The sequence below is a fragment of the Pseudomonas sp. P1_F7 genome, assembly GCF_056405655.1.
Genome location: NZ_JBFUBR010000016.1, coordinates 75,333 through 94,019, shown reverse-complemented (window position 1 = coordinate 94,019; position 18,687 = coordinate 75,333). Strand labels below are relative to the sequence as shown.

At 59.3% G+C, this 18,687-nt stretch carries 16 protein-coding genes; 15 read left to right on the top strand and 1 reads right to left on the bottom strand.

What is annotated here, in order from left to right:
• Position 1: 1 nt before the first annotated feature.
• The 13 genes from lpxD (at position 2) to ispD (ending at position 15,668) form a co-directional block, all read left to right on the top strand.
• The gene (lpxD, locus tag AC1D1M_RS23635; RefSeq protein ID WP_477777465.1) at positions 2–1,057 is read left to right on the top strand and encodes a UDP-3-O-(3-hydroxymyristoyl)glucosamine N-acyltransferase; all 1,056 of its coding nucleotides are present in this window, start codon (positions 2–4) and stop codon (positions 1,055–1,057) included.
• Positions 1,058–1,165: 108 nt separating this feature from the next.
• Positions 1,166–1,606, top strand: a complete 441-nt coding sequence (gene fabZ, locus AC1D1M_RS23630; protein WP_007978374.1) for a 3-hydroxyacyl-ACP dehydratase FabZ — start codon at positions 1,166–1,168, stop codon at positions 1,604–1,606.
• A complete protein-coding gene (lpxA, locus tag AC1D1M_RS23625) occupies positions 1,603–2,379 on the top strand; it encodes an acyl-ACP--UDP-N-acetylglucosamine O-acyltransferase (RefSeq protein ID WP_477777464.1) in 777 nt (258 codons plus the stop codon). Before fabZ ends, lpxA begins: the two co-directional genes overlap by 4 nt.
• Positions 2,380–2,381: 2 nt before the next feature.
• Positions 2,382–3,512 carry a lipid-A-disaccharide synthase gene (gene lpxB / locus AC1D1M_RS23620; protein WP_477777463.1) on the top strand — a complete coding sequence of 377 codons (1,131 nt, stop codon included), beginning with the start codon at positions 2,382–2,384 and terminating at the stop codon, positions 3,510–3,512.
• Positions 3,513–3,523: 11 nt separating this feature from the next.
• Positions 3,524–4,150, top strand: coding sequence for a ribonuclease HII (gene rnhB / locus AC1D1M_RS23615; protein ID WP_477777486.1), 627 nt, complete (start codon positions 3,524–3,526; stop codon positions 4,148–4,150).
• A 77-nt stretch (positions 4,151–4,227) separates the two neighbouring features.
• On the top strand, positions 4,228–7,749 hold the full coding sequence (dnaE, locus tag AC1D1M_RS23610; RefSeq protein ID WP_477777462.1) for a DNA polymerase III subunit alpha: 3,522 nt from the start codon (positions 4,228–4,230) through the stop codon (positions 7,747–7,749).
• Positions 7,750–7,888: 139 nt separating this feature from the next.
• A complete protein-coding gene (locus AC1D1M_RS23605; protein WP_477777461.1) occupies positions 7,889–8,836 on the top strand; it encodes an acetyl-CoA carboxylase carboxyltransferase subunit alpha in 948 nt (315 codons plus the stop codon).
• A 147-nt stretch (positions 8,837–8,983) separates the two neighbouring features.
• The gene (tilS, locus tag AC1D1M_RS23600; RefSeq protein WP_477777460.1) at positions 8,984–10,312 is read left to right on the top strand and encodes a tRNA lysidine(34) synthetase TilS; all 1,329 of its coding nucleotides are present in this window, start codon (positions 8,984–8,986) and stop codon (positions 10,310–10,312) included.
• Positions 10,313–10,586: 274 nt separating this feature from the next.
• A complete protein-coding gene (locus AC1D1M_RS23595; RefSeq protein ID WP_095943886.1) occupies positions 10,587–12,218 on the top strand; it encodes a CTP synthase in 1,632 nt (543 codons plus the stop codon).
• A 5-nt stretch (positions 12,219–12,223) separates the two neighbouring features.
• Positions 12,224–13,069 (top strand): 3-deoxy-8-phosphooctulonate synthase, encoded by an 846-nt coding sequence (gene kdsA, locus AC1D1M_RS23590; RefSeq protein ID WP_477777459.1) that lies wholly within the window; start codon positions 12,224–12,226, stop codon positions 13,067–13,069.
• A gap of 156 nt (positions 13,070–13,225) precedes the next feature.
• Positions 13,226–14,515: a phosphopyruvate hydratase gene (gene eno / locus AC1D1M_RS23585; RefSeq protein WP_056720952.1), complete on the top strand. Its 1,290-nt coding sequence runs from the start codon at positions 13,226–13,228 to the stop codon at positions 14,513–14,515.
• A gap of 170 nt (positions 14,516–14,685) precedes the next feature.
• A complete protein-coding gene (ftsB, locus tag AC1D1M_RS23580; protein ID WP_007970710.1) occupies positions 14,686–14,964 on the top strand; it encodes a cell division protein FtsB in 279 nt (92 codons plus the stop codon).
• Positions 14,961–15,668: a 2-C-methyl-D-erythritol 4-phosphate cytidylyltransferase gene (gene ispD / locus AC1D1M_RS23575; RefSeq protein ID WP_477777458.1), complete on the top strand. Its 708-nt coding sequence runs from the start codon at positions 14,961–14,963 to the stop codon at positions 15,666–15,668. Before ftsB ends, ispD begins: the two co-directional genes overlap by 4 nt.
• Before the next feature lie 45 nt (positions 15,669–15,713).
• Here the strand turns inward: ispD and AC1D1M_RS23570 are convergent, their stop codons facing one another.
• Positions 15,714–16,610: a LysR substrate-binding domain-containing protein gene (locus tag AC1D1M_RS23570; RefSeq protein ID WP_477777457.1), complete on the bottom strand. Its 897-nt coding sequence runs from the start codon at positions 16,608–16,610 to the stop codon at positions 15,714–15,716.
• A 107-nt stretch (positions 16,611–16,717) separates the two neighbouring features.
• On the opposite strand from AC1D1M_RS23570, the gene AC1D1M_RS23565 reads away from it, so the two are divergent.
• Positions 16,718–17,830: an S-(hydroxymethyl)glutathione dehydrogenase/class III alcohol dehydrogenase gene (locus tag AC1D1M_RS23565; RefSeq protein WP_305423193.1), complete on the top strand. Its 1,113-nt coding sequence runs from the start codon at positions 16,718–16,720 to the stop codon at positions 17,828–17,830.
• An 8-nt stretch (positions 17,831–17,838) separates the two neighbouring features.
• On the top strand, positions 17,839–18,684 hold the full coding sequence (gene fghA, locus AC1D1M_RS23560) for an S-formylglutathione hydrolase (protein ID WP_477777456.1): 846 nt from the start codon (positions 17,839–17,841) through the stop codon (positions 18,682–18,684).
• Positions 18,685–18,687 lie beyond the last annotated feature (3 nt).

The window sequence follows — 18,687 nt, the reverse complement described above, 5'->3', positions numbered from 1 at the left end:
CATGACCGTGACCATTAAGCTCGGCCAGCTGGCCGAGTTCCTCGGCGCCACGCTACGTGGCGACCCCGAGAAAGCAATTACTGGGCTAGCCACCTTGCAGGAGGCTGGCCCAGCTCAGTTGAGCTTTCTTGCAAACCCCCAATACCGTAAGTACCTGGCAGGCAGTCAGGCTGCTGCCCTGTTGCTGAAGGCCGCTGACGCAGAAGGTCACTCCGGGGATGTGCTTGTGGTGCCGGATCCGTACGCGGCCTACGCACGTGTTTCCCACCTGTTCGATCCAAAGCCCAAGGCCGCTGCCGGCATACATCCCACTGCGGTGATCGCGGCGGATGCGGTAGTCGATCCTGCGGCGAGTATCGGTGCTTTTGTGGTGATCGAAAGCGGTGCGCAGGTTGCGGCCGGTACGACTGTCGGTGCGCATTGCTTCATCGGCGCTCGCAGCGTGGTGGGTGAGGGTGGCTGGCTTGCACCGCGTGTGACCTTGTATCACGACGTTCGCGTCGGCAAGCGGGTCGTCATTCAGTCCGGAGCGGTGCTCGGTGGCGAAGGCTTCGGTTTTGCCAATGAAAAAGGCATCTGGCAGAAAATCGCCCAGATCGGTGGTGTGCTGATCGGCGATGATGTTGAAGTCGGCGTGAACACGGCTATTGATCGCGGTGCGTTGGCCGATACCATCATCGGCAACGGCGTGAAGCTCGATAACCAGATTCAGATTGCCCACAACGTTCAGGTCGGTGATCACACCGCCATGGCGGCGTGCGTCGGGATCTCCGGCAGCACAAAGATCGGCAAGCACTGCATGCTCGCCGGTGGTGTAGGCCTGGTAGGGCATATCGAAATTTGCGACAACGTTTTCCTCACCGGGATGACCATGGTGACCCACTCGATTACCGAGCCAGGCGCCTATTCTTCCGGTACGGCCATGCAGCCGGCAGCCGAGTGGCGCAAAAGCGCGGCACGCATTCGCCAGCTCGATGACATCGCGCGGCGTCTGCGTCAGCTGGAAAAGCAAGTAGGGGAAGTGACCCCTGACGGTAATGCTTCATCAGATGGCTGATACCATTTCCATATCAAGTGTGCACAGCCGCTAGACTGCCTCCTTGATTTGCTAGCGGAACGTGCGTCAGTCGCGCGCTCCCAATCTTTACATAGGCTTCCCCCCGAAATGATGGACATCAACGAGATTCGCGAATACCTGCCTCACCGTTACCCGTTCCTGCTGGTGGACCGGGTAGTGGAGCTGGATGTTGAAGGCAAGCGCATTCGCGCCTACAAGAATGTCAGCATCAACGAACCGTTCTTCAATGGTCACTTCCCTGCGCATCCAATCATGCCGGGTGTATTGATCATCGAAGCCATGGCTCAGGCTGCCGGGATCCTTGGTTTCAAAATGCTCGACGTGAAACCGGCTGACGGCACTCTTTATTACTTCGTCGGTTCCGACAAGCTGCGCTTCCGCCAGCCCGTTCTGCCAGGCGATCAGTTGATTCTTGAAGCCAAGTTCATCAGCTGCAAGCGTCAGATCTGGAAATTCGAATGCCAGGCTTCGGTCGATGGCAAGCCGGTCTGCTCCGCTGAAATCATCTGTGCGGAACGCAAGCTATGAGTTTGATTGACCCTCGTGCAATCATCGATCCGACAGCCGTTCTGGCTGACGGCGTCGAGGTCGGCCCGTGGTCGATCGTCGGCGCAGGTGTGGAAATCGGCGAGGGGACAGTCATCGGGCCGCACGTGATCCTCAAGGGACCGACCCGTATTGGTAAGCACAATCGCATCTACCAGTTTTCCTCGGTGGGCGAAGACACACCTGATCTGAAGTACAAGGGCGAGGAAACCCGCCTGGTGATTGGTGATCACAACGTCATCCGTGAAGGCGTGACGATTCACCGTGGCACCATCCAGGACCGTTCGGAAACGACCCTGGGCGATCACAACCTGATCATGGCCTATGCCCACATCGGCCACGACAGCGTTATCGGCAACCACTGCATTCTGGTCAACAACACCGCACTGGCGGGCCATGTGCATGTGGAAGACTGGGCGATCCTCTCCGGTTTTACCCTGGTCCACCAGTATTGCCACATTGGCGCCCACAGCTTCTCTGGCATGGGCACGGCAATCGGCAAGGATGTTCCTGCGTATGTCACGGTGTTCGGTAACCCTGCCGAAGCCCGTAGCATGAACTTCGAGGGCATGCGCCGTCGGGGCTTCAGCGAAGATGCGATCCACGCGCTGCGCCGTGCCTACAAGGTGGTTTACCGCCAGGGCCTGACCGTGGAGCAGGCGCTCGCCGAACTGGCCGAGTCGTCGGACCAGTATCCGGAAGTGGCGGTGTTCCGTGACTCCATTCAGTCTTCGACTCGCGGCATCACACGCTAACCATGGCCAATCTGCGTATTGCGCTGGTAGCGGGTGAGGCTTCCGGTGACATTCTGGGTGCGGGCCTCATGCGCGCGCTCAAGGCTCGTCATCCGGCGGTCGAGTTCATCGGTGTCGGTGGTCCGTTGATGCAGGCTGAAGGCCTGACCTCGTATTTCCCGATGGAACGTCTGTCCGTCATGGGCCTGGTGGAAGTGCTGGGCCGGTTACGCGAGCTGCTGGCACGGCGCAAGAAGCTGGTCGCCGACCTGATCGACGCGAAACCCGATGTGTTCATCGGTATTGACGCGCCGGACTTCAACCTCAATATCGAACTCAAGCTGCGTCAAGCCGGGATCAAGACCGTGCATTACGTCAGCCCGTCGGTGTGGGCCTGGCGACAGAAACGCGTGCTGAAGATTCGCGAAGGCTGCGACCTGATGCTCACGCTGTTCCCGTTCGAAGCCAGATTCTACGAAGAGAAGGGCGTGCCGGTGCGGTTCGTCGGCCATACCCTGGCCGATGCCATTCCACTCCAGGCCGATCGCACCGCAGCGCGGGCCGAACTTGGTTTGCCTGACGGGCCGCTGGTGGCGTTGATGCCCGGCAGCCGTGGTGGTGAAGTTGGCCGGCTTGGTGCTTTGTTTCTCGACACAGCGCAGCGCCTACGGGCAATGCGACCGGGTGTGCGATTTGTCATGCCTTGCGCCAGTCCTCAGCGCCGGACCCAGATCGAAGCATTACTGGCCGGTCGCGATTTGCCACTGACCTTGCTCGATGGCAAATCCCATCTGGCCCTGGCAGCGTGCGATGCGGTGTTGATTGCCTCCGGCACTGCAACGCTTGAAGCACTGCTGTACAAACGGCCGATGGTGGTCGCCTATCGCCTGGCGCCGCTGACGTTCTGGATTCTCAAGCGCATGGTGAAAAGCCCCTACATTTCGTTGCCGAACTTGTTGGCCCAGCGTCTGTTGGTGCCCGAGTTGTTGCAGGACGATGCCACGGTCGAAGCGCTGGCCCAGACCTTGTCGCCGCTGATCGAGGGTGGGGAAGAGCAGACCCGCGGTTTTGACGAGATTCACCGGACCCTGCGTCTGGATGCCTCCAACCAGGCTGCGGACGCAGTGCTGAACCTGATCGGCCAAGTAAAGTGAGTAAAACGAACATGCAGATGGGGCTGGATTTCACCTTGGTCGCTGAGATCGAAGAGTTGGTTGCCGGTGTCGATGAAGTCGGTCGTGGCCCGCTCTGTGGCGCGGTGGTGACGGCGGCAGTGATCCTTGATCCGAACCGCCCGATCCTCGGCCTGAACGACTCGAAGAAACTCACCGAAGCCCGCCGCGAAAAGCTCTACGACGAAATCTGCGAAAAAGCCCTGAGCTGGTGCATCGCTCGCGCCGAAGTCGAAGAAATCGACGAGCTGAATATCCTGCACGCCACCATGCTGGCCATGCAGCGCGCGGTCACCGGGCTGCATATCCAGCCGAAGCTGGCGATGATCGACGGTAACCGCTGCCCGAAGCTGCCGATGCGCTCCGAAGCCGTGGTCAAGGGCGATAGCAAGGTTCCAGCCATCGCCGCCGCATCGATTCTGGCCAAAGTGAGCCGTGATCGTGAAATGGCCGCGTTCGAATTGATCTATCCGGGTTACGGCATCGGTGGCCATAAAGGCTACCCGACTCCCGTTCATCTGGAAGCGCTCGCCCGTCTCGGCCCAACCCCGATTCACCGGCGTTCGTTTGCTCCGGTGCGTCTGGCGTATGAGGCGCGGGAAAGCCTGATCGAGAGTTAATCGCAAGGCTGATTTTTTTTGCCAAGGCCCGGTACAATCCGGGCCTTGTTGTTTTCATGACTTAACGCAGGATCACTATGCCGGCTTCATTCGTTCACCTACGCCTGCACACTGAATACTCCCTGGTCGACGGTCTGGTGCGGATCAAGCCGCTGGTCAAGACCCTGGTTGGCATGAACATGCCTGCCGTGGCGGTCACCGACCAGAACAACATGTGTTCCCTGGTCAAATTCTATAAAAACGCCATGGGTGCCGGGATCAAGCCGATCTGCGGCGCCGACCTGTGGCTGTCGAACAAGGATCCGGACAACCCGCTGAGCCGGATCAGCCTGTTGGTGATGAATGCCGAAGGCTATCGCAACCTCACCGAACTGATTTCCCGCGGCTTCATCGACGGTCAGCGCAATGGCGCGATCATCATCGAGCGCGAATGGGTTGCTGAAGCCAACACAGGCTTGATCATGCTGTCGGCTGCCAAAGAAGGCGAGATCGGCCAGGCCATGCTCAGCGGCAACCCCGCCGAGGCCGAAACCCTGGCCCGCGAATGGATGGAAGTGTTTCCGGATCGTTTCTATCTGGAAATCCAGCGCACCAACCGCCCCAACGATGAAGAACAACTGCACGGTGCCGTGGCCCTGGCCGAGAAGCTCGGTGCGCCGCTGGTGGCGACCAACGATGTGCGCTTCATCAAGCAGGAAGACTTCGCCGCCCACGAAACCCGCGTGTGCATCGGTGAGGGCCGCGCCCTCGACGATCCGCGGCGTTCGAAGAATTACAGCGATCAGCAGTACCTCAAAAGCGCCGAGGAAATGGCCGAGCTGTTCAGCGACATTCCCGAGGCGCTGGAAAACACCGTCGAGATCGCCAAGCGCTGCAACATCGAAGTGAAGCTGGGCACGCACTTCCTGCCCAACTTCCCGATTCCCGATGGCATGACCATCGACGAGTACTTCCGCAAGGTGTCCTTCGACGGCCTGGAGGAGCGCCTTTCCGTTCTGCTGCCCAAGGACACTACCGAAGACTACGAGGCCAAGCGTCAGGTCTATGTCGACCGGCTGAATTTCGAGCTGGATATCATCATCCAGATGGGGTTCCCCGGTTACTTCCTGATCGTGATGGACTTTATCCAGTGGGCCAAGAACAACGGCGTACCGGTGGGTCCTGGCCGTGGATCGGGTGCCGGATCGCTGGTGGCCTACGTACAGAAGATCACCGACCTCGACCCGCTGGAATATGACCTGCTGTTCGAACGATTCCTCAACCCGGAACGGGTATCGATGCCCGACTTCGACGTCGACTTCTGCATGGACGGTCGTGACCGGGTAATCGACTATGTGGCCGAGAAGTACGGCCGCAACGCCGTGAGCCAGATCATCACCTTCGGTTCCATGGCGGCAAAGGCTGTGGTCCGCGACGTGGCGCGGGTGCAAGGCAAGTCCTATGGCCTGGCGGATCGTCTGTCGAAGATGATTCCGTTCGAAGTCGGCATGACCCTGGAAAAGGCCTACGAGCAGGAAGAGATCCTGCGCGACTTCATCAAGGTCGATGAAGAGGCCGCGGAAATCTGGGAGATGGCCCGCAAGCTCGAAGGCGTTGTGCGTAACGTCGGCAAGCACGCCGGTGGTGTGGTGATCGCACCGACAAAGCTGACCGACTTCTCGCCGATCTATTGCGACGAGGCCGGTGACGGCCTGGTGACTCAGTTCGACAAGGACGACGTCGAGGCGGCAGGCCTGGTGAAGTTCGACTTCCTCGGCCTGCGTACCCTGACGATCATCGACTGGGCGCTGAAAACCATCAACCGCGATCGCGCCAAGGTCAACGAGCCGCCGCTGGATATCGCGTTCATCCCGCTGGACGACAAGCCGACCTACACGCTGTTGCAGAAAGCTGAGACCACGGCGGTGTTCCAGCTTGAATCCCGGGGCATGAAAGAGCTGATCAAAAAGCTCAAGCCCGACTGCCTGGAAGACTTGATCGCACTGGTGGCACTGTTCCGTCCGGGCCCGCTGCAATCGGGCATGGTGGACGACTTCATCAACCGTAAGCACGGTCGCGCCGAGCTGGCGTATCCGCACTCGGACTACCAGTACGAAGGCCTCAAGCCAGTACTGGCACCGACTTACGGCATCATCCTGTACCAGGAACAGGTGATGCAGATTGCCCAGGTCATGGCCGGTTATACCCTCGGTGGTGCGGACATGCTGCGTCGAGCCATGGGTAAGAAAAAACCCGAGGAAATGGCCAAGCAGCGCGGCGGCTTCATTGAAGGTTGCGCCACCAACAATATCGACGCGGACCTCGCCGGTAACATTTTCGACCTGGTAGAAAAATTCGCCGGTTACGGCTTCAACAAATCCCACTCCGCCGCTTATGGCCTGGTGTCGTACCAGACCGCGTGGCTGAAGGCGCACTACCCGGCGCCATTCATGGCCGCGGTACTTTCGGCGGATATGCACAACACCGACAAGGTCGTGACCTTGATCGAAGAAGTGCGGACCATGAAGCTGCGTCTCGACGCGCCGGACGTGAACACGTCCGAGTTCAAGTTCACGGTGAACGACGAGGGCCGGATCATTTACGGCCTCGGTGCCATCAAGGGCGTGGGCGAAGGCCCGGTCGAGGCCATCACCGAAGCGCGTTTGGCCGGTCCGTTCAAGGATCTGTTCGATTTCTGCGCACGGGTCGACCTCAAGCGCATCAACAAGCGCACCCTCGACGGTTTGATCCGCAGCGGTGCCCTGGATCGCCTCGGGCCGTATTTCCACGACGAGCAGAAAGCCTATCAGGCCAACATCGACCGCAATCGCGCGGTGCTGCTGACGGCCATGGAGGAAGCGATCAAGGCGGCCGAACAGACCGCGCGCACCCAGGACAGCGGTCACTCCGACCTGTTTGGCGGTCTGTTTGTCGAAGAAGACGCTGACGTCTACGCCAATCACCGCAAGGCCAAGGAACTGACCCTCAAGGAGCGCCTGAAAGGGGAGAAAGATACCCTCGGCCTGTATCTGACCGGTCACCCGATCGACGAATACGAAGGTGAAATCCGTCGCTTCGCCCGCCAGCGCATTATCGACCTGAAACCGGCGCGCGATACCCAGACCGTCGCCGGGATGATCATCGCCTTGCGGGTGATGAAGAACAAAAAGGGCGACAAGATGGGGTTCATCACCCTCGATGACCGCTCCGGACGGATCGAGGCCTCGCTGTTTTCCGAGGCGTTCCATTCCGCGCAGTCGCTGTTGCAGACCGACGCGATGGTGGTGGTCGAAGGCGAAGTCAGCAATGACGACTTCTCCGGTGGCTTGAAGTTGCGGGTCAAGCGGGTGATGAGCATGGAGGATGCGCGCACCAATCTGGCCGAAAGCCTGCGCCTGAAGTTGCATGCCAAGGACCTCAAGGGCGATCAGCTACGCTGGCTGGGTGAACTGTTGAAGCGTCACCGCGGCGCGTGCCCGATCACCATGGACTACACCAGCCCCGATGCGAAGGCCTTGTTGCAGTTCGGCGAAGGCTGGCGAATCGATCCGGCGGATACGTTGATTCAAGCCCTGCGTGACCAGTTCGGGCGAGACAACGTCTTCCTCCAATACCGTTGACCGGCAGGTGATATCAGAACGCCTGCCCGCAACCTGAATTTTTAATCTCGACCTCAACGCGCCTGTCCCTTAAGGTAGGGCGCGAATAGACAACCGGCCGGCCCAAGATCCCTTGGGACTCGACCCAAGACGGACGCCTATGAACCCGAATTTTCTAGATTTCGAACAGCCGATCGCCGACCTGCAAGCCAAGATCGAAGAGTTGCGCTTGGTCGGTAATGACAATTCGCTGAATATCGGCGATGAGATCTCCCGCCTGCAGGACAAGAGCAAAACGCTGACCGAAGACATTTTCGGCAAGCTGACCAGCTGGCAGATCGCACGTCTGGCGCGTCACCCGAAACGTCCGTATACCCTGGACTACATCGAACACATCTTCACCGAGTTCGACGAACTGCACGGTGACCGTCACTTCTCCGACGACGCTGCGATCGTTGGTGGTATTGCCCGTCTGGACGACAAGCCGGTGATGGTCATCGGTCACCAGAAAGGCCGTGAAGTGCGCGAGAAAGTTCGCCGCAACTTCGGCATGCCGCGTCCGGAAGGCTACCGCAAGGCTTGCCGCCTGATGGAAATGGCCGAACGTTTCAAAATGCCGATTCTGACCTTCATCGACACCCCGGGCGCTTACCCTGGCATCGACGCTGAAGAGCGCAACCAGAGCGAAGCGATTGCCTGGAACCTGCGTGTCATGGCCCGCCTGAAAACTCCAATCATCGCCACCGTGATCGGTGAGGGTGGTTCCGGTGGTGCACTGGCGATCGGTGTCTGCGACCAGTTGAACATGCTGCAATACTCGACCTACGCGGTTATTTCGCCGGAAGGTTGCGCTTCGATTCTGTGGAAAACCGCCGAGAAAGCGCCGGATGCCGCAGAAGCGATGGGCATCACCGCCGAGCGCCTCAAGGGCCTGGGCATCGTGGACAAGGTGATTGGCGAGCCACTGGGCGGCGCGCACCGTGACCCGGCCGCCGCAGCCGCATCGATCCGCGCCGAGTTGAGCTCGCAACTGGCGATGCTGAAGAAGTTCGATAACGACGCGCTGCTGACCCGTCGTTATGAGCGTCTGATGAGCTACGGTCTCTGATCTGACCTCGCTTCGGCCAATGATGCAAAACACTGTGGGAGCGAGCTTGCTCGCGATGAGGGTATAACAGTCGACGAATATGTTGAGTGTTAGGCCGCTATCGCGAGCAAGCTCGCTCCCACATTTGATTTGTGCAAAGGGAAAGATATGGATCGGCCCGCGATTGATTTGCCTTCCAGGCTGTTGCTGAATCTGAAATCGTCGCGCCATGCTGCGATCTGGCACATCGCCTTCTCCGGCGGCCTGGACTCCACCGTCCTGCTGCACCTCCTTGCACACCTCGCAAAAACCGAATCCCTGCCGGCGCTGAGTGCCATCCACGTTCATCACGGCCTTCAAGTCGTGGCCGATGCGTGGCCGGAACATTGTCGTGCTGTGTGCGCTGCACTGGGCGTGCCGCTGCAAGTGGTTCGCGTGCAGGTGCAACCGGGTGCCAGCCTTGAGCGTGCAGCCCGGGATGCGCGGTATCGCGCCTTCACTGAAACCGTTCAGGCTAACGAGGTGCTGCTGACTGCCCAGCACCGCGACGATCAGGCGGAAACCCTGTTGTTCCGATTGCTGCGTGGGGCCGGTGTGCGCGGACTATCGGGTATGCCGCGTCAACGCCCATTGGGTAGGGGGTATTTGCTGCGGCCATTGCTCGACGTCACGCGGGCTGAACTGGAGGCCTATGCCAACGAGTATGGGTTGAGCTGGATCGAAGATCCTTCAAACGAAGATCGGCAGTACTCGCGCAACTACCTTCGCCATCAAGTCTTGCCCGTGCTGATCCAGCGCTGGCCACAAGCGGTGGCGACCATGGCCCGCAGCGCGGCGCATTTGAGTGAGGCGCAGGGGTTGCTCGAAGAACTGGCAGACATGGATTTGCGTGAAGCCAGCTCTGTCAGTGAGTTCGACTGGCTGGGATTGCGATCCCTTGAGCTGGCGCCGCTTGCGCGACTGTCTGGTGCCCGGCAGCGCAATGCCTTGAGTCGTTGGCTCGAACCGCTGACCCGCCTGCCGGACACCGACCATTGGTCGGGTTGGGAGGATTTGCGCGACGCCACCAGCGATGCCTGTCCAGAGTGGCGGCTGGCCGATGGCGAGTTGCATCGGGCGGGCGGGCGGATCTGGTGGCTGTCCGGCCATTGGCTGCGGCCTCTACCCGTCGCCGGGGCGTGGCAGGATCCGGCGTCACCACTGGCTATCCCGGGCAATGGCGTGCTTTCGCTCACCGGGCAAATCCCCGATGGCCTGCTGCATATCCGCTATCGTGAAGGGGGAGAGGTCATGGCTTTGCCAGGCCGCGGCCATCGGGACCTGAAACGTTTGCTCAATGAAAGCGCTGTACCGTCCTTCGTACGTGGCAGATTGCCGCTGCTCTACAAAGGCGACCAATTGCTGGCAGTGGCGAACCTTAAAGGACTCGACGGTAGTGCAAGCGGAGGCTGGAATTTGCATTGGCAGCCACCAGGCGAGGATCTGGGTTTGAGATGAAAGGGGCTTTCCGGTAGACTACGCTCCCTTCTTGATACAACTTCTGTGGATTCGCCTGAATTGCAGGAGTTGCCGATTACCAAGCAGTCTTTGCTGGGCGATTCCAAAAAATGTGTAGCGAGCAACGAACCGGTGTTTCATTTTCCGGTCTGTCCCAACGCGGCGGTTTTTTTGAAAGGTGCACTGTGATTAATGCAGGTGATCGGGGGCTTCGGCCTTCCTTCGCTTTCCCCGGCGGCTCGGACCGCTTTAACGCAGACTTCTAGGGTTTTTCATGACGCGCTACATATTCGTCACGGGCGGTGTTGTTTCTTCATTGGGGAAAGGCATTGCATCGGCATCATTGGCGGCCATCCTGGAGGCGCGGGGACTTAAGGTCACCATGCTGAAGCTGGACCCGTACATCAACGTCGACCCGGGCACCATGAGCCCGTTCCAGCACGGTGAAGTGTTCGTCACTCACGACGGCGCCGAGACCGACCTGGACCTGGGCCACTACGAGCGGTTCATCCGCACGACCATGACCCAGAACAACAACTTCACCACCGGCCGTGTCTACGAACACGTCCTGCGCAAAGAGCGCCGTGGTGACTACCTGGGTGCAACCATTCAGGTGATCCCGCACATCACCGACGAAATCAAGCGCCGCATCATCAAGGGTGCTGGCGACGCTGACGTGGCAATGGTCGAGATCGGTGGCACCGTGGGTGACATCGAGTCGCAACCGTTCCTCGAGGCGATCCGCCAACTGCGTTTCGAAGTCGGCGCCAAGCGCGCGATGCTGATGCACCTGACACTGGTGCCGTACATCGCCACTGCCGGCGAAACCAAAACCAAGCCAACCCAGCACTCGGTGAAGGAACTGCGTTCCATCGGCCTGCAACCAGACGTGCTGGTCTGCCGCTCCGACCACCCGATCGATATTTCCTCGCGTCGCAAGATCGCGCAGTTCACCAACGTTGAAGAGCGTGCGGTGATCGGCCTGGAAGACGCCGATACCATCTACAAAATCCCGGGCATCCTGCACTCCCAGGGCCTGGACGATTTCGTCGTCGAGCGTTTCGGCCTGCAATGCGGCGGTGCCGATCTGTCCGAGTGGGAAGCCGTGGTCGACGCCAAGCTCAACCCTGAGCACGAAGTCACCATCGCCATGGTCGGCAAGTACATGGAGCTGCTGGATGCCTACAAGTCGCTGATCGAAGCGATGAGTCACGCCGGCATCAGCAACCGTACCAAGGTCAACCTGCGCTACATCGATTCTGAAGACATCGAAAACCAGGGCACCGCGCTGCTGGAAGGCGTCGACGCGATCCTGGTGCCTGGCGGCTTCGGTCTGCGTGGCGTTGAAGGCAAGATCACTGCCGTTCAATACGCTCGCGAAAACAAGGTTCCGTACCTGGGCATCTGCCTGGGCATGCAAGTGGCCGTTATCGAGTTCGCCCGCAACGTGATGGGCTGGAAAGACGCCAACTCCACTGAGTTCGATCGTGCAAGCGGTCACCCGGTCGTGGGTCTGATCACCGAGTGGGAAGATGCCACCGGCGCGGTTGAAACCCGTACCGAAACCTCCGATCTGGGCGGCACCATGCGCCTGGGCGCGCAGGATTGCCTGCTGGAGCCGGGCTCCCTGGTCCACGGCTGCTACGGCAAGGACGTGATCGTCGAGCGTCATCGTCATCGCTACGAAGTGAACAACAACCTGCTCCCGCAAATCATGGAGGCCGGTTTGAAAATCTCCGGTCGTTCCGGTGATGGCGCACTGGTTGAAGTGGTTGAAGCGCCGGATCACCCATGGTTCGTCGCTTGCCAGTTCCACCCTGAGTTCACCTCGACGCCGCGTGACGGTCATCCGCTGTTCAGCGGTTTCGTCAAGGCAGCGTTGACTCAACACCAGAAGAAGGCGTAACCCCGATGGCACAGAAGATCATCCGCGTCGGCGACATCGAGATTGCCAACGACAAGCCCATGGTGCTGTTCGGCGGCATGAACGTGCTGGAAAGCCGTGACATGGCCATGCAGGTTTGCGAAGAGTATGTGAAGGTCACCGAAAAGCTCGGTATCCCTTACGTGTTCAAGGCCAGTTTCGACAAGGCCAACCGGTCTTCTGTGACCTCCTATCGTGGTCCTGGCCTGGAAGAAGGCATGCGCATCTTCCAGGACATCAAGCAAGCTTTCGGCGTGCCGATCATCACCGACGTCCACGAGCCTGATCAGGCCGCGGTCGTCGCTGAAGTCTGCGACATCATCCAGTTGCCGGCCTTCCTGTCGCGCCAGACCGACCTCGTGGTCGCGATGGCCAAAACGGGCGCAGTGATCAACATCAAGAAAGCCCAGTTCCTCGCCCCTCAGGAAATGAAGCACATCCTGAACAAGTGCGTGGAAGCGGGTAACGATCAGTTGATCCTCTGCGAGCGCGGTTCGAGCTTCGGCTACAACAACCTGGTCGTCGACATGCTCGGCTTCGGCATCATGAAGCAGTTCGAATACCCGGTGTTTTTCGACGTGACCCACGCGCTGCAAATGCCTGGTGGTCGCTCCGATTCCGCCGGTGGTCGTCGCGCCCAGGTCCTCGATCTGGCAAAAGCCGGCATGAGCCAGACCCTGGCTGGCTTGTTCCTCGAAGCTCACCCGGATCCGGACAACGCCAAATGCGACGGTCCTTGCGCCTTGCGCCTGGACAAACTGGAGCCATTCCTGGCCCAGCTCAAAGCTTTGGACGAACTGGTGAAGAGTTTTCCGACGGTAGAAACCGCGTAATCCTCAATTCTCCGGTAAAGTACCGCACGATTTAACGCTCAGGCCCTCGGGCCTGAGCCTTGTCGTCTGCAAGACTGCCCGCTGCACCTCACTTGCCGACGATCAAAGATTTCCTACAGCTGCGTCGTTTTCGTCAACTTTGGAGTGTTTACAACAATGGCTAAAATCGTCGACATCAAAGGTCGTGAAGTTCTCGACTCCCGTGGCAATCCCACCGTGGAAGCGGACGTGCTTCTCGACAACGGCATCATCGGCAGTGCCTGCGCGCCGTCCGGTGCTTCCACTGGCTCGCGTGAAGCGCTCGAGCTGCGTGATGGCGACAAGAGCCGTTACCTGGGCAAGGGTGTTCTGAAGGCCGTAGCCAACATCAACGGTCCAATCCGCGACCTGTTGAAAGGCATGGACCCAAGCGACCAGAAAGCGCTGGATCTGGCAATGATCAAGCTCGACGGTACTGAAAACAAAGGCTCCCTGGGCGCCAACGCGATCCTCGCCGTTTCCCTGGCCGCGGCCAAGGCAGCAGCACAGGACCAGGACCTGCCGCTGTACGCTCACATCGCCAACCTGAACGGCACCCCGGGTGTTTACTCGATGCCGGTTCCGATGATGAACATCATCAACGGTGGCGAGCACGCCGATAACAACGTCGACATCCAGGAATTCATGGTTCAGCCGGTTGGTGCCAAGTCTTTCTCGGAAGGTCTGCGCATGGGCACCGAGATTTTCCACCATCTCAAAGCCGTGCTGAAGGCCCGTGGCCTGAGCACTGCCGTCGGTGACGAAGGTGGTTTCGCGCCGAACCTGGCTTCCAACGAAGACGCTTTGAAAGTGATCTCCGAAGCCGTGGCCAACGCCGGTTACAAGCTGGGCACCGACGTGACCTTGGCCCTGGACTGCGCGGCCAGCGAATTCTACGAAGACGGCAAGTACAACCTGTCCGGCGAAGGCCAGGTGTTCACCGCCGAAGGTTTCGCTGACTACCTCAAAGGCCTGACCGAGCGTTACCCGATCATCTCCATCGAAGATGGCCTGGACGAGTCCGACTGGGCTGGCTGGAAGATCCTCACCGACAAGATCGGCGAGAAGACCCAACTGGTAGGCGACGACCTGTTCGTAACCAACACCAAGATCCTGAAAGAAGGCATCGACAAAAAGATCGCCAACTCGATCCTGATCAAGTTCAACCAGATCGGCACCCTGACCGAAACCCTGGAAGCCATCCAGATGGCCAAGGCTGCTGGTTACACTGCCGTGATCTCGCACCGCTCCGGCGAAACCGAAGATTCGACCATTGCCGACCTGGCCGTGGGCACCTCGGCTGGCCAGATCAAGACCGGCTCCCTGTGCCGTTCCGACCGCGTTTCCAAGTACAACCAACTGCTGCGTATCGAAGAGCAGTTGAACGGCAAAGCCAAGTACAACGGTCGCAGCGAGTTCCGCGGTTAAGCGGTAACTGGTAAAAAGACACCGGATTGTGTCGAAAAAATCGCTACAGCGACGTTTTTGCCACTAATCTGATGCCTTATATGCACAAGCCTGGTTCTTCCAGGCTTCGTGCTATCAGAAGCTTCACGTTTTGGCATGGCTGTCTTTTTTCACTGGATACCTGATATTCGATGCGCAGTCCCAATTGGTTGTTCCTCATCCTGCTTTTGTTGCTGGCTGGCCTGCAGTACCGCCTGTGGGTGGGAAACGGCAGTCTGGCGCAAGTGGCCGAGTTGACTCAGCAGATTGCGGATCAGCAGGCTGAGAACCAGGCATTGCTGGAACGCAATCGGGTGATGGACGCCGAAGTCAGTGAGTTGAAAAAGGGCATGGAGACCGTCGAAGAGCGGGCTCGCCATGAGTTGGGCATGGTCAAGGACGGTGAAACCCTTTACCAGTTGGCCCAATGATTAATTCGTTACCGGCCTTCTGGGCCGTGATTCCTGCCGCGGGCGTCGGTGCCCGTATGGCCGCGGACCGTCCCAAGCAGTACCTGCAACTGGGCGGGCGCACTATTCTCGAACACAGCCTTGGCTGTTTCCTCGATCATCCATGCCTCAAAGGTTTGGTGGTCAGTCTTGCTGTTGATGATCCTTATTGGCCGAACCTTGCGTGTGCCAGTGATCCGCGTATTCAGCGGGTTGACGGTGGCGCCGAGCGCTCCGGGTCGGTGCTCAATGCGTTGCTGCATCTGCATGCCCAGGGCGCTGATGATGAGGATTGGGTGTTGGTTCACGATGCTGCGCGGCCGAATCTGGCGCGTGATGATCTCGATAAATTGCTCGGTGAGCTGGCCGACGATCCGGTGGGTGGTCTGTTGGCGGTGCCTGCGCGGGACACGCTCAAACGGGTCGACAAGGATGGCCGTGTGCTGGAGACGGTGGATCGCAGTGTCATCTGGCAGGCTTATACGCCGCAGATGTTTCGTCTCGGAGCGCTGCATCGGGCCCTAGCGGACAGTCTGGTGGCGGATGCCGTGATCACTGACGAGGCGTCGGCGATGGAGTGGGCAGGGATGGCGCCACGTTTGATTGAAGGTCGGTCCGATAACATTAAAGTCACTCGCCCCGAAGACCTTGAGTGGTTGCGGCAGCGCTGGGCTAATCGCCGTTAAAAGATCGTCCGAACGCGGCCCGAGGCTTCGGACGATCTTTTGATCTCAAGCCCGGTACTCTGGCCGTTTGGCCAACCCTTCCTTCAAGTAATCCACCAACTTGCGCACCTTTGGCGACAGATGCCGCTGCTGCGGATAAAGCGCCCAGACCGCTGTGTTTGGTGGCTGATGCGCTTCCAGCAGCGTAATCAGTTCGCCGTTTTTCAGGTGCTCCAGCACGTAGTAATCCGGCAACTGACACAACCCAACCCCTTGCAGCGCCGCGTCCAGCACCGCCTGCCCACTGTTACAGCGCCAGTTTCCCTGCACTCGCTGGGAAAATTCCCGCCCGTTCTGTTCCAGTTGCCAGATGTCCGAGCTTCCGATGAGGCAGTTATGGCGACTCAGTTCCGACAAACTGTGTGGGCGCCCATACCGCTCCAGGTAGGACGGCGAGGCGCACAGGTACATGCGCCGTGGTGCCAGGCGGGTAGCGACCAATCTTGAGTCCTGTAGACGGCCGAGCCGGATTGCCAGGTCCAGCCCTTCATGCACCAGATCGAGGGGGCGGTTACTCAGTTCGATATCGACTCGCAGCTGTGGATACAGCCCCATGAAGCGAGTCACCAGCGGCACGATGAATCGTTCGCCGTAAGCCACGGCACAGGTCATGCGCAGCATACCTTTGGGTTCGCTGGTCAGATCGCCGACGGCACGCAACGCTTCTTCGCGACCGTCTTGCAAACGCTGGCAATGTTGCAGGAAGGTTTGCCCGGCCTCGGTCAGCGTGACCCGGCGGGTACTGCGGTAGAGCAGGCGGGTTTGCAGGCGTTCTTCGAGGCGTACGATTTGTCGACTGATATGGGAGGAAGAAACCCCCAGGCGTTGCGCAGCAGCGGTGAACTGGCTGCATTCGGCAACGGCGACAAACTCGTCGATCCCTTCCCAGCGATTTTCGGACATCGATGATTATCCCTGTATGGCAATAATATTTTGCATTTGCATCGATTATTCATCGTTGAGCCATGTATTACACTCCTTGTCTCGTTTTTATTCACTGGAGAGTCATCATGATCAAGTCGCGCGCCGCCGTTGCCTTCGAGGCCAAGAAACCCCTCGAGATCGTTGAAGTCGATGTCGCCATGCCCAAGGCTGGTGAAGTCCTGCTGCGCGTGGTCGCCTCCGGTGTCTGCCATACCGATGCCTACACCCTCTCGGGCGCGGATCCGGAAGGTATCTTCCCGTCGATCCTGGGTCACGAAGGTGGCGCGGTGGTCGAAGCGATCGGCGAGGGCGTGACCTCGGTTGCCGTCGGTGACCATGTGATCCCGCTGTACACCCCGGAATGTGGCAAGTGCAAATTCTGTCTGTCGGGCAAAACCAACCTCTGTCAGGCGATTCGTGCAACCCAGGGTAAGGGCCTGATGCCGGATGGCACTTCGCGTTTTTCCTACAAGGGCGAAACGATTTTCCATTACATGGGCACCTCGACGTTTTCCGAGTACACCGTGCTGCCGGAAATTTCCGTCGCCAAAATCCAGAAAGAGGCACCACTGGAAAAAGTCTGCCTGCTGGGCTGCGGTGTCACCACCGGCATCGGCGCGGTAATCAACACCGCCAAGGTCAAACCGGGTGACACCGTTGCCATCTTCGGCCTGGGCGGCATCGGTCTGTCGGCGGTGATCGGCGCGGTCAAAGCCAAGGCTGGCCGGATCATCGCCATCGACATCAACCCGGCCAAGTTCGAAATCGCCAGGCAATTGGGCGCCACCGACTGTGTGAACCCGAAAGACTTCGATCGTCCGATCCAGGAAGTGATCGTCGATATGACCGATGGCGGCGTCGACTTTTCCTTCGAATGCATCGGCAATGTCCAATTGATGCGTGCGGCACTTGAGTGCTGCCACAAAGGTTGGGGGGAGTCGGTGATCATCGGTGTGGCCGGCGCCGGTCAGGAAATCTCCACCCGTCCGTTCCAGTTGGTCACCGGCCGCGTCTGGCGCGGTTCGGCGTTCGGTGGTGTGCGCGGGCGTACCGAGTTGCCAAGTTACGTCGAAATGGCCCAGACCGGCGAAATCCCGCTCGATACCTTCATCACCCACACCATGGGCCTGGAAGATATCAACAAGGCGTTTGACCTGATGCATGAAGGAAAAAGCATCCGTTCCGTCATCCATTTCTGAGGTCTGCCATGAGCCTGGAAAATATCTCCTGCCAGAAAAGCTTCGGCGGCTGGCACAAACGCTATCGCCATCGCTCGGAAGTGCTCGGCTGTGACATGGTGTTCGCCGTCTACCTGCCACCGCAGGCGGAGCAGGGTGGCAAGCTGCCGGTGTTGTACTGGTTGTCCGGCCTGACCTGCACCGACGAGAACTTCATGCAAAAGGCCGGCGCCATGCGCATGGCCGCCGAGCTGGGGCTGATCATCGTCGCACCGGACACCAGCCCTCGCGGTCCTGATGTGCCGGGCGATCCGGATGGCGCCTGGGACTTCGGCCTCGGCGCCGGGTTTTACCTGAATGCCACTCAGGAACCGTGGTCGCGACACTATCGGATGCATGACTATGTCGTGCAGGAATTGCCGACATTGGTCGAAGCCCATTTCCCGGCGTCGGACAAGCGCGGTATCAGCGGTCATTCCATGGGCGGCCACGGTGCGCTGGTATGCGCTTTGCGTAATCCGGGGCGTTATCTGTCGGTGTCGGCGTTCTCGCCAATCAACAACCCGATGGATTGCCCGTGGGGGCAGAAAGCCTTCTCCCGCTATCTGGGAGAAGACCGTTCGAAATGGCGCGAATGGGATGCCTGCGCGTTGATTACCGAGGCCGATGAAAAGCTGCCGCTGTTGGTCGACCAAGGCGATCGCGACGATTTCCTCACCAACCAGCTCAAGCCGGAAGCCTTGCAACAGGCGGCCAAACTGGCCGGTCATCCGCTGACGTTGCGTCTGCAACCGGGCTACGATCACAGCTATTTCTTCATCGCCAGTTTCATTGACGACCACTTGCGGCATCACGCGCATGCTCTAGGTGCCTAATGC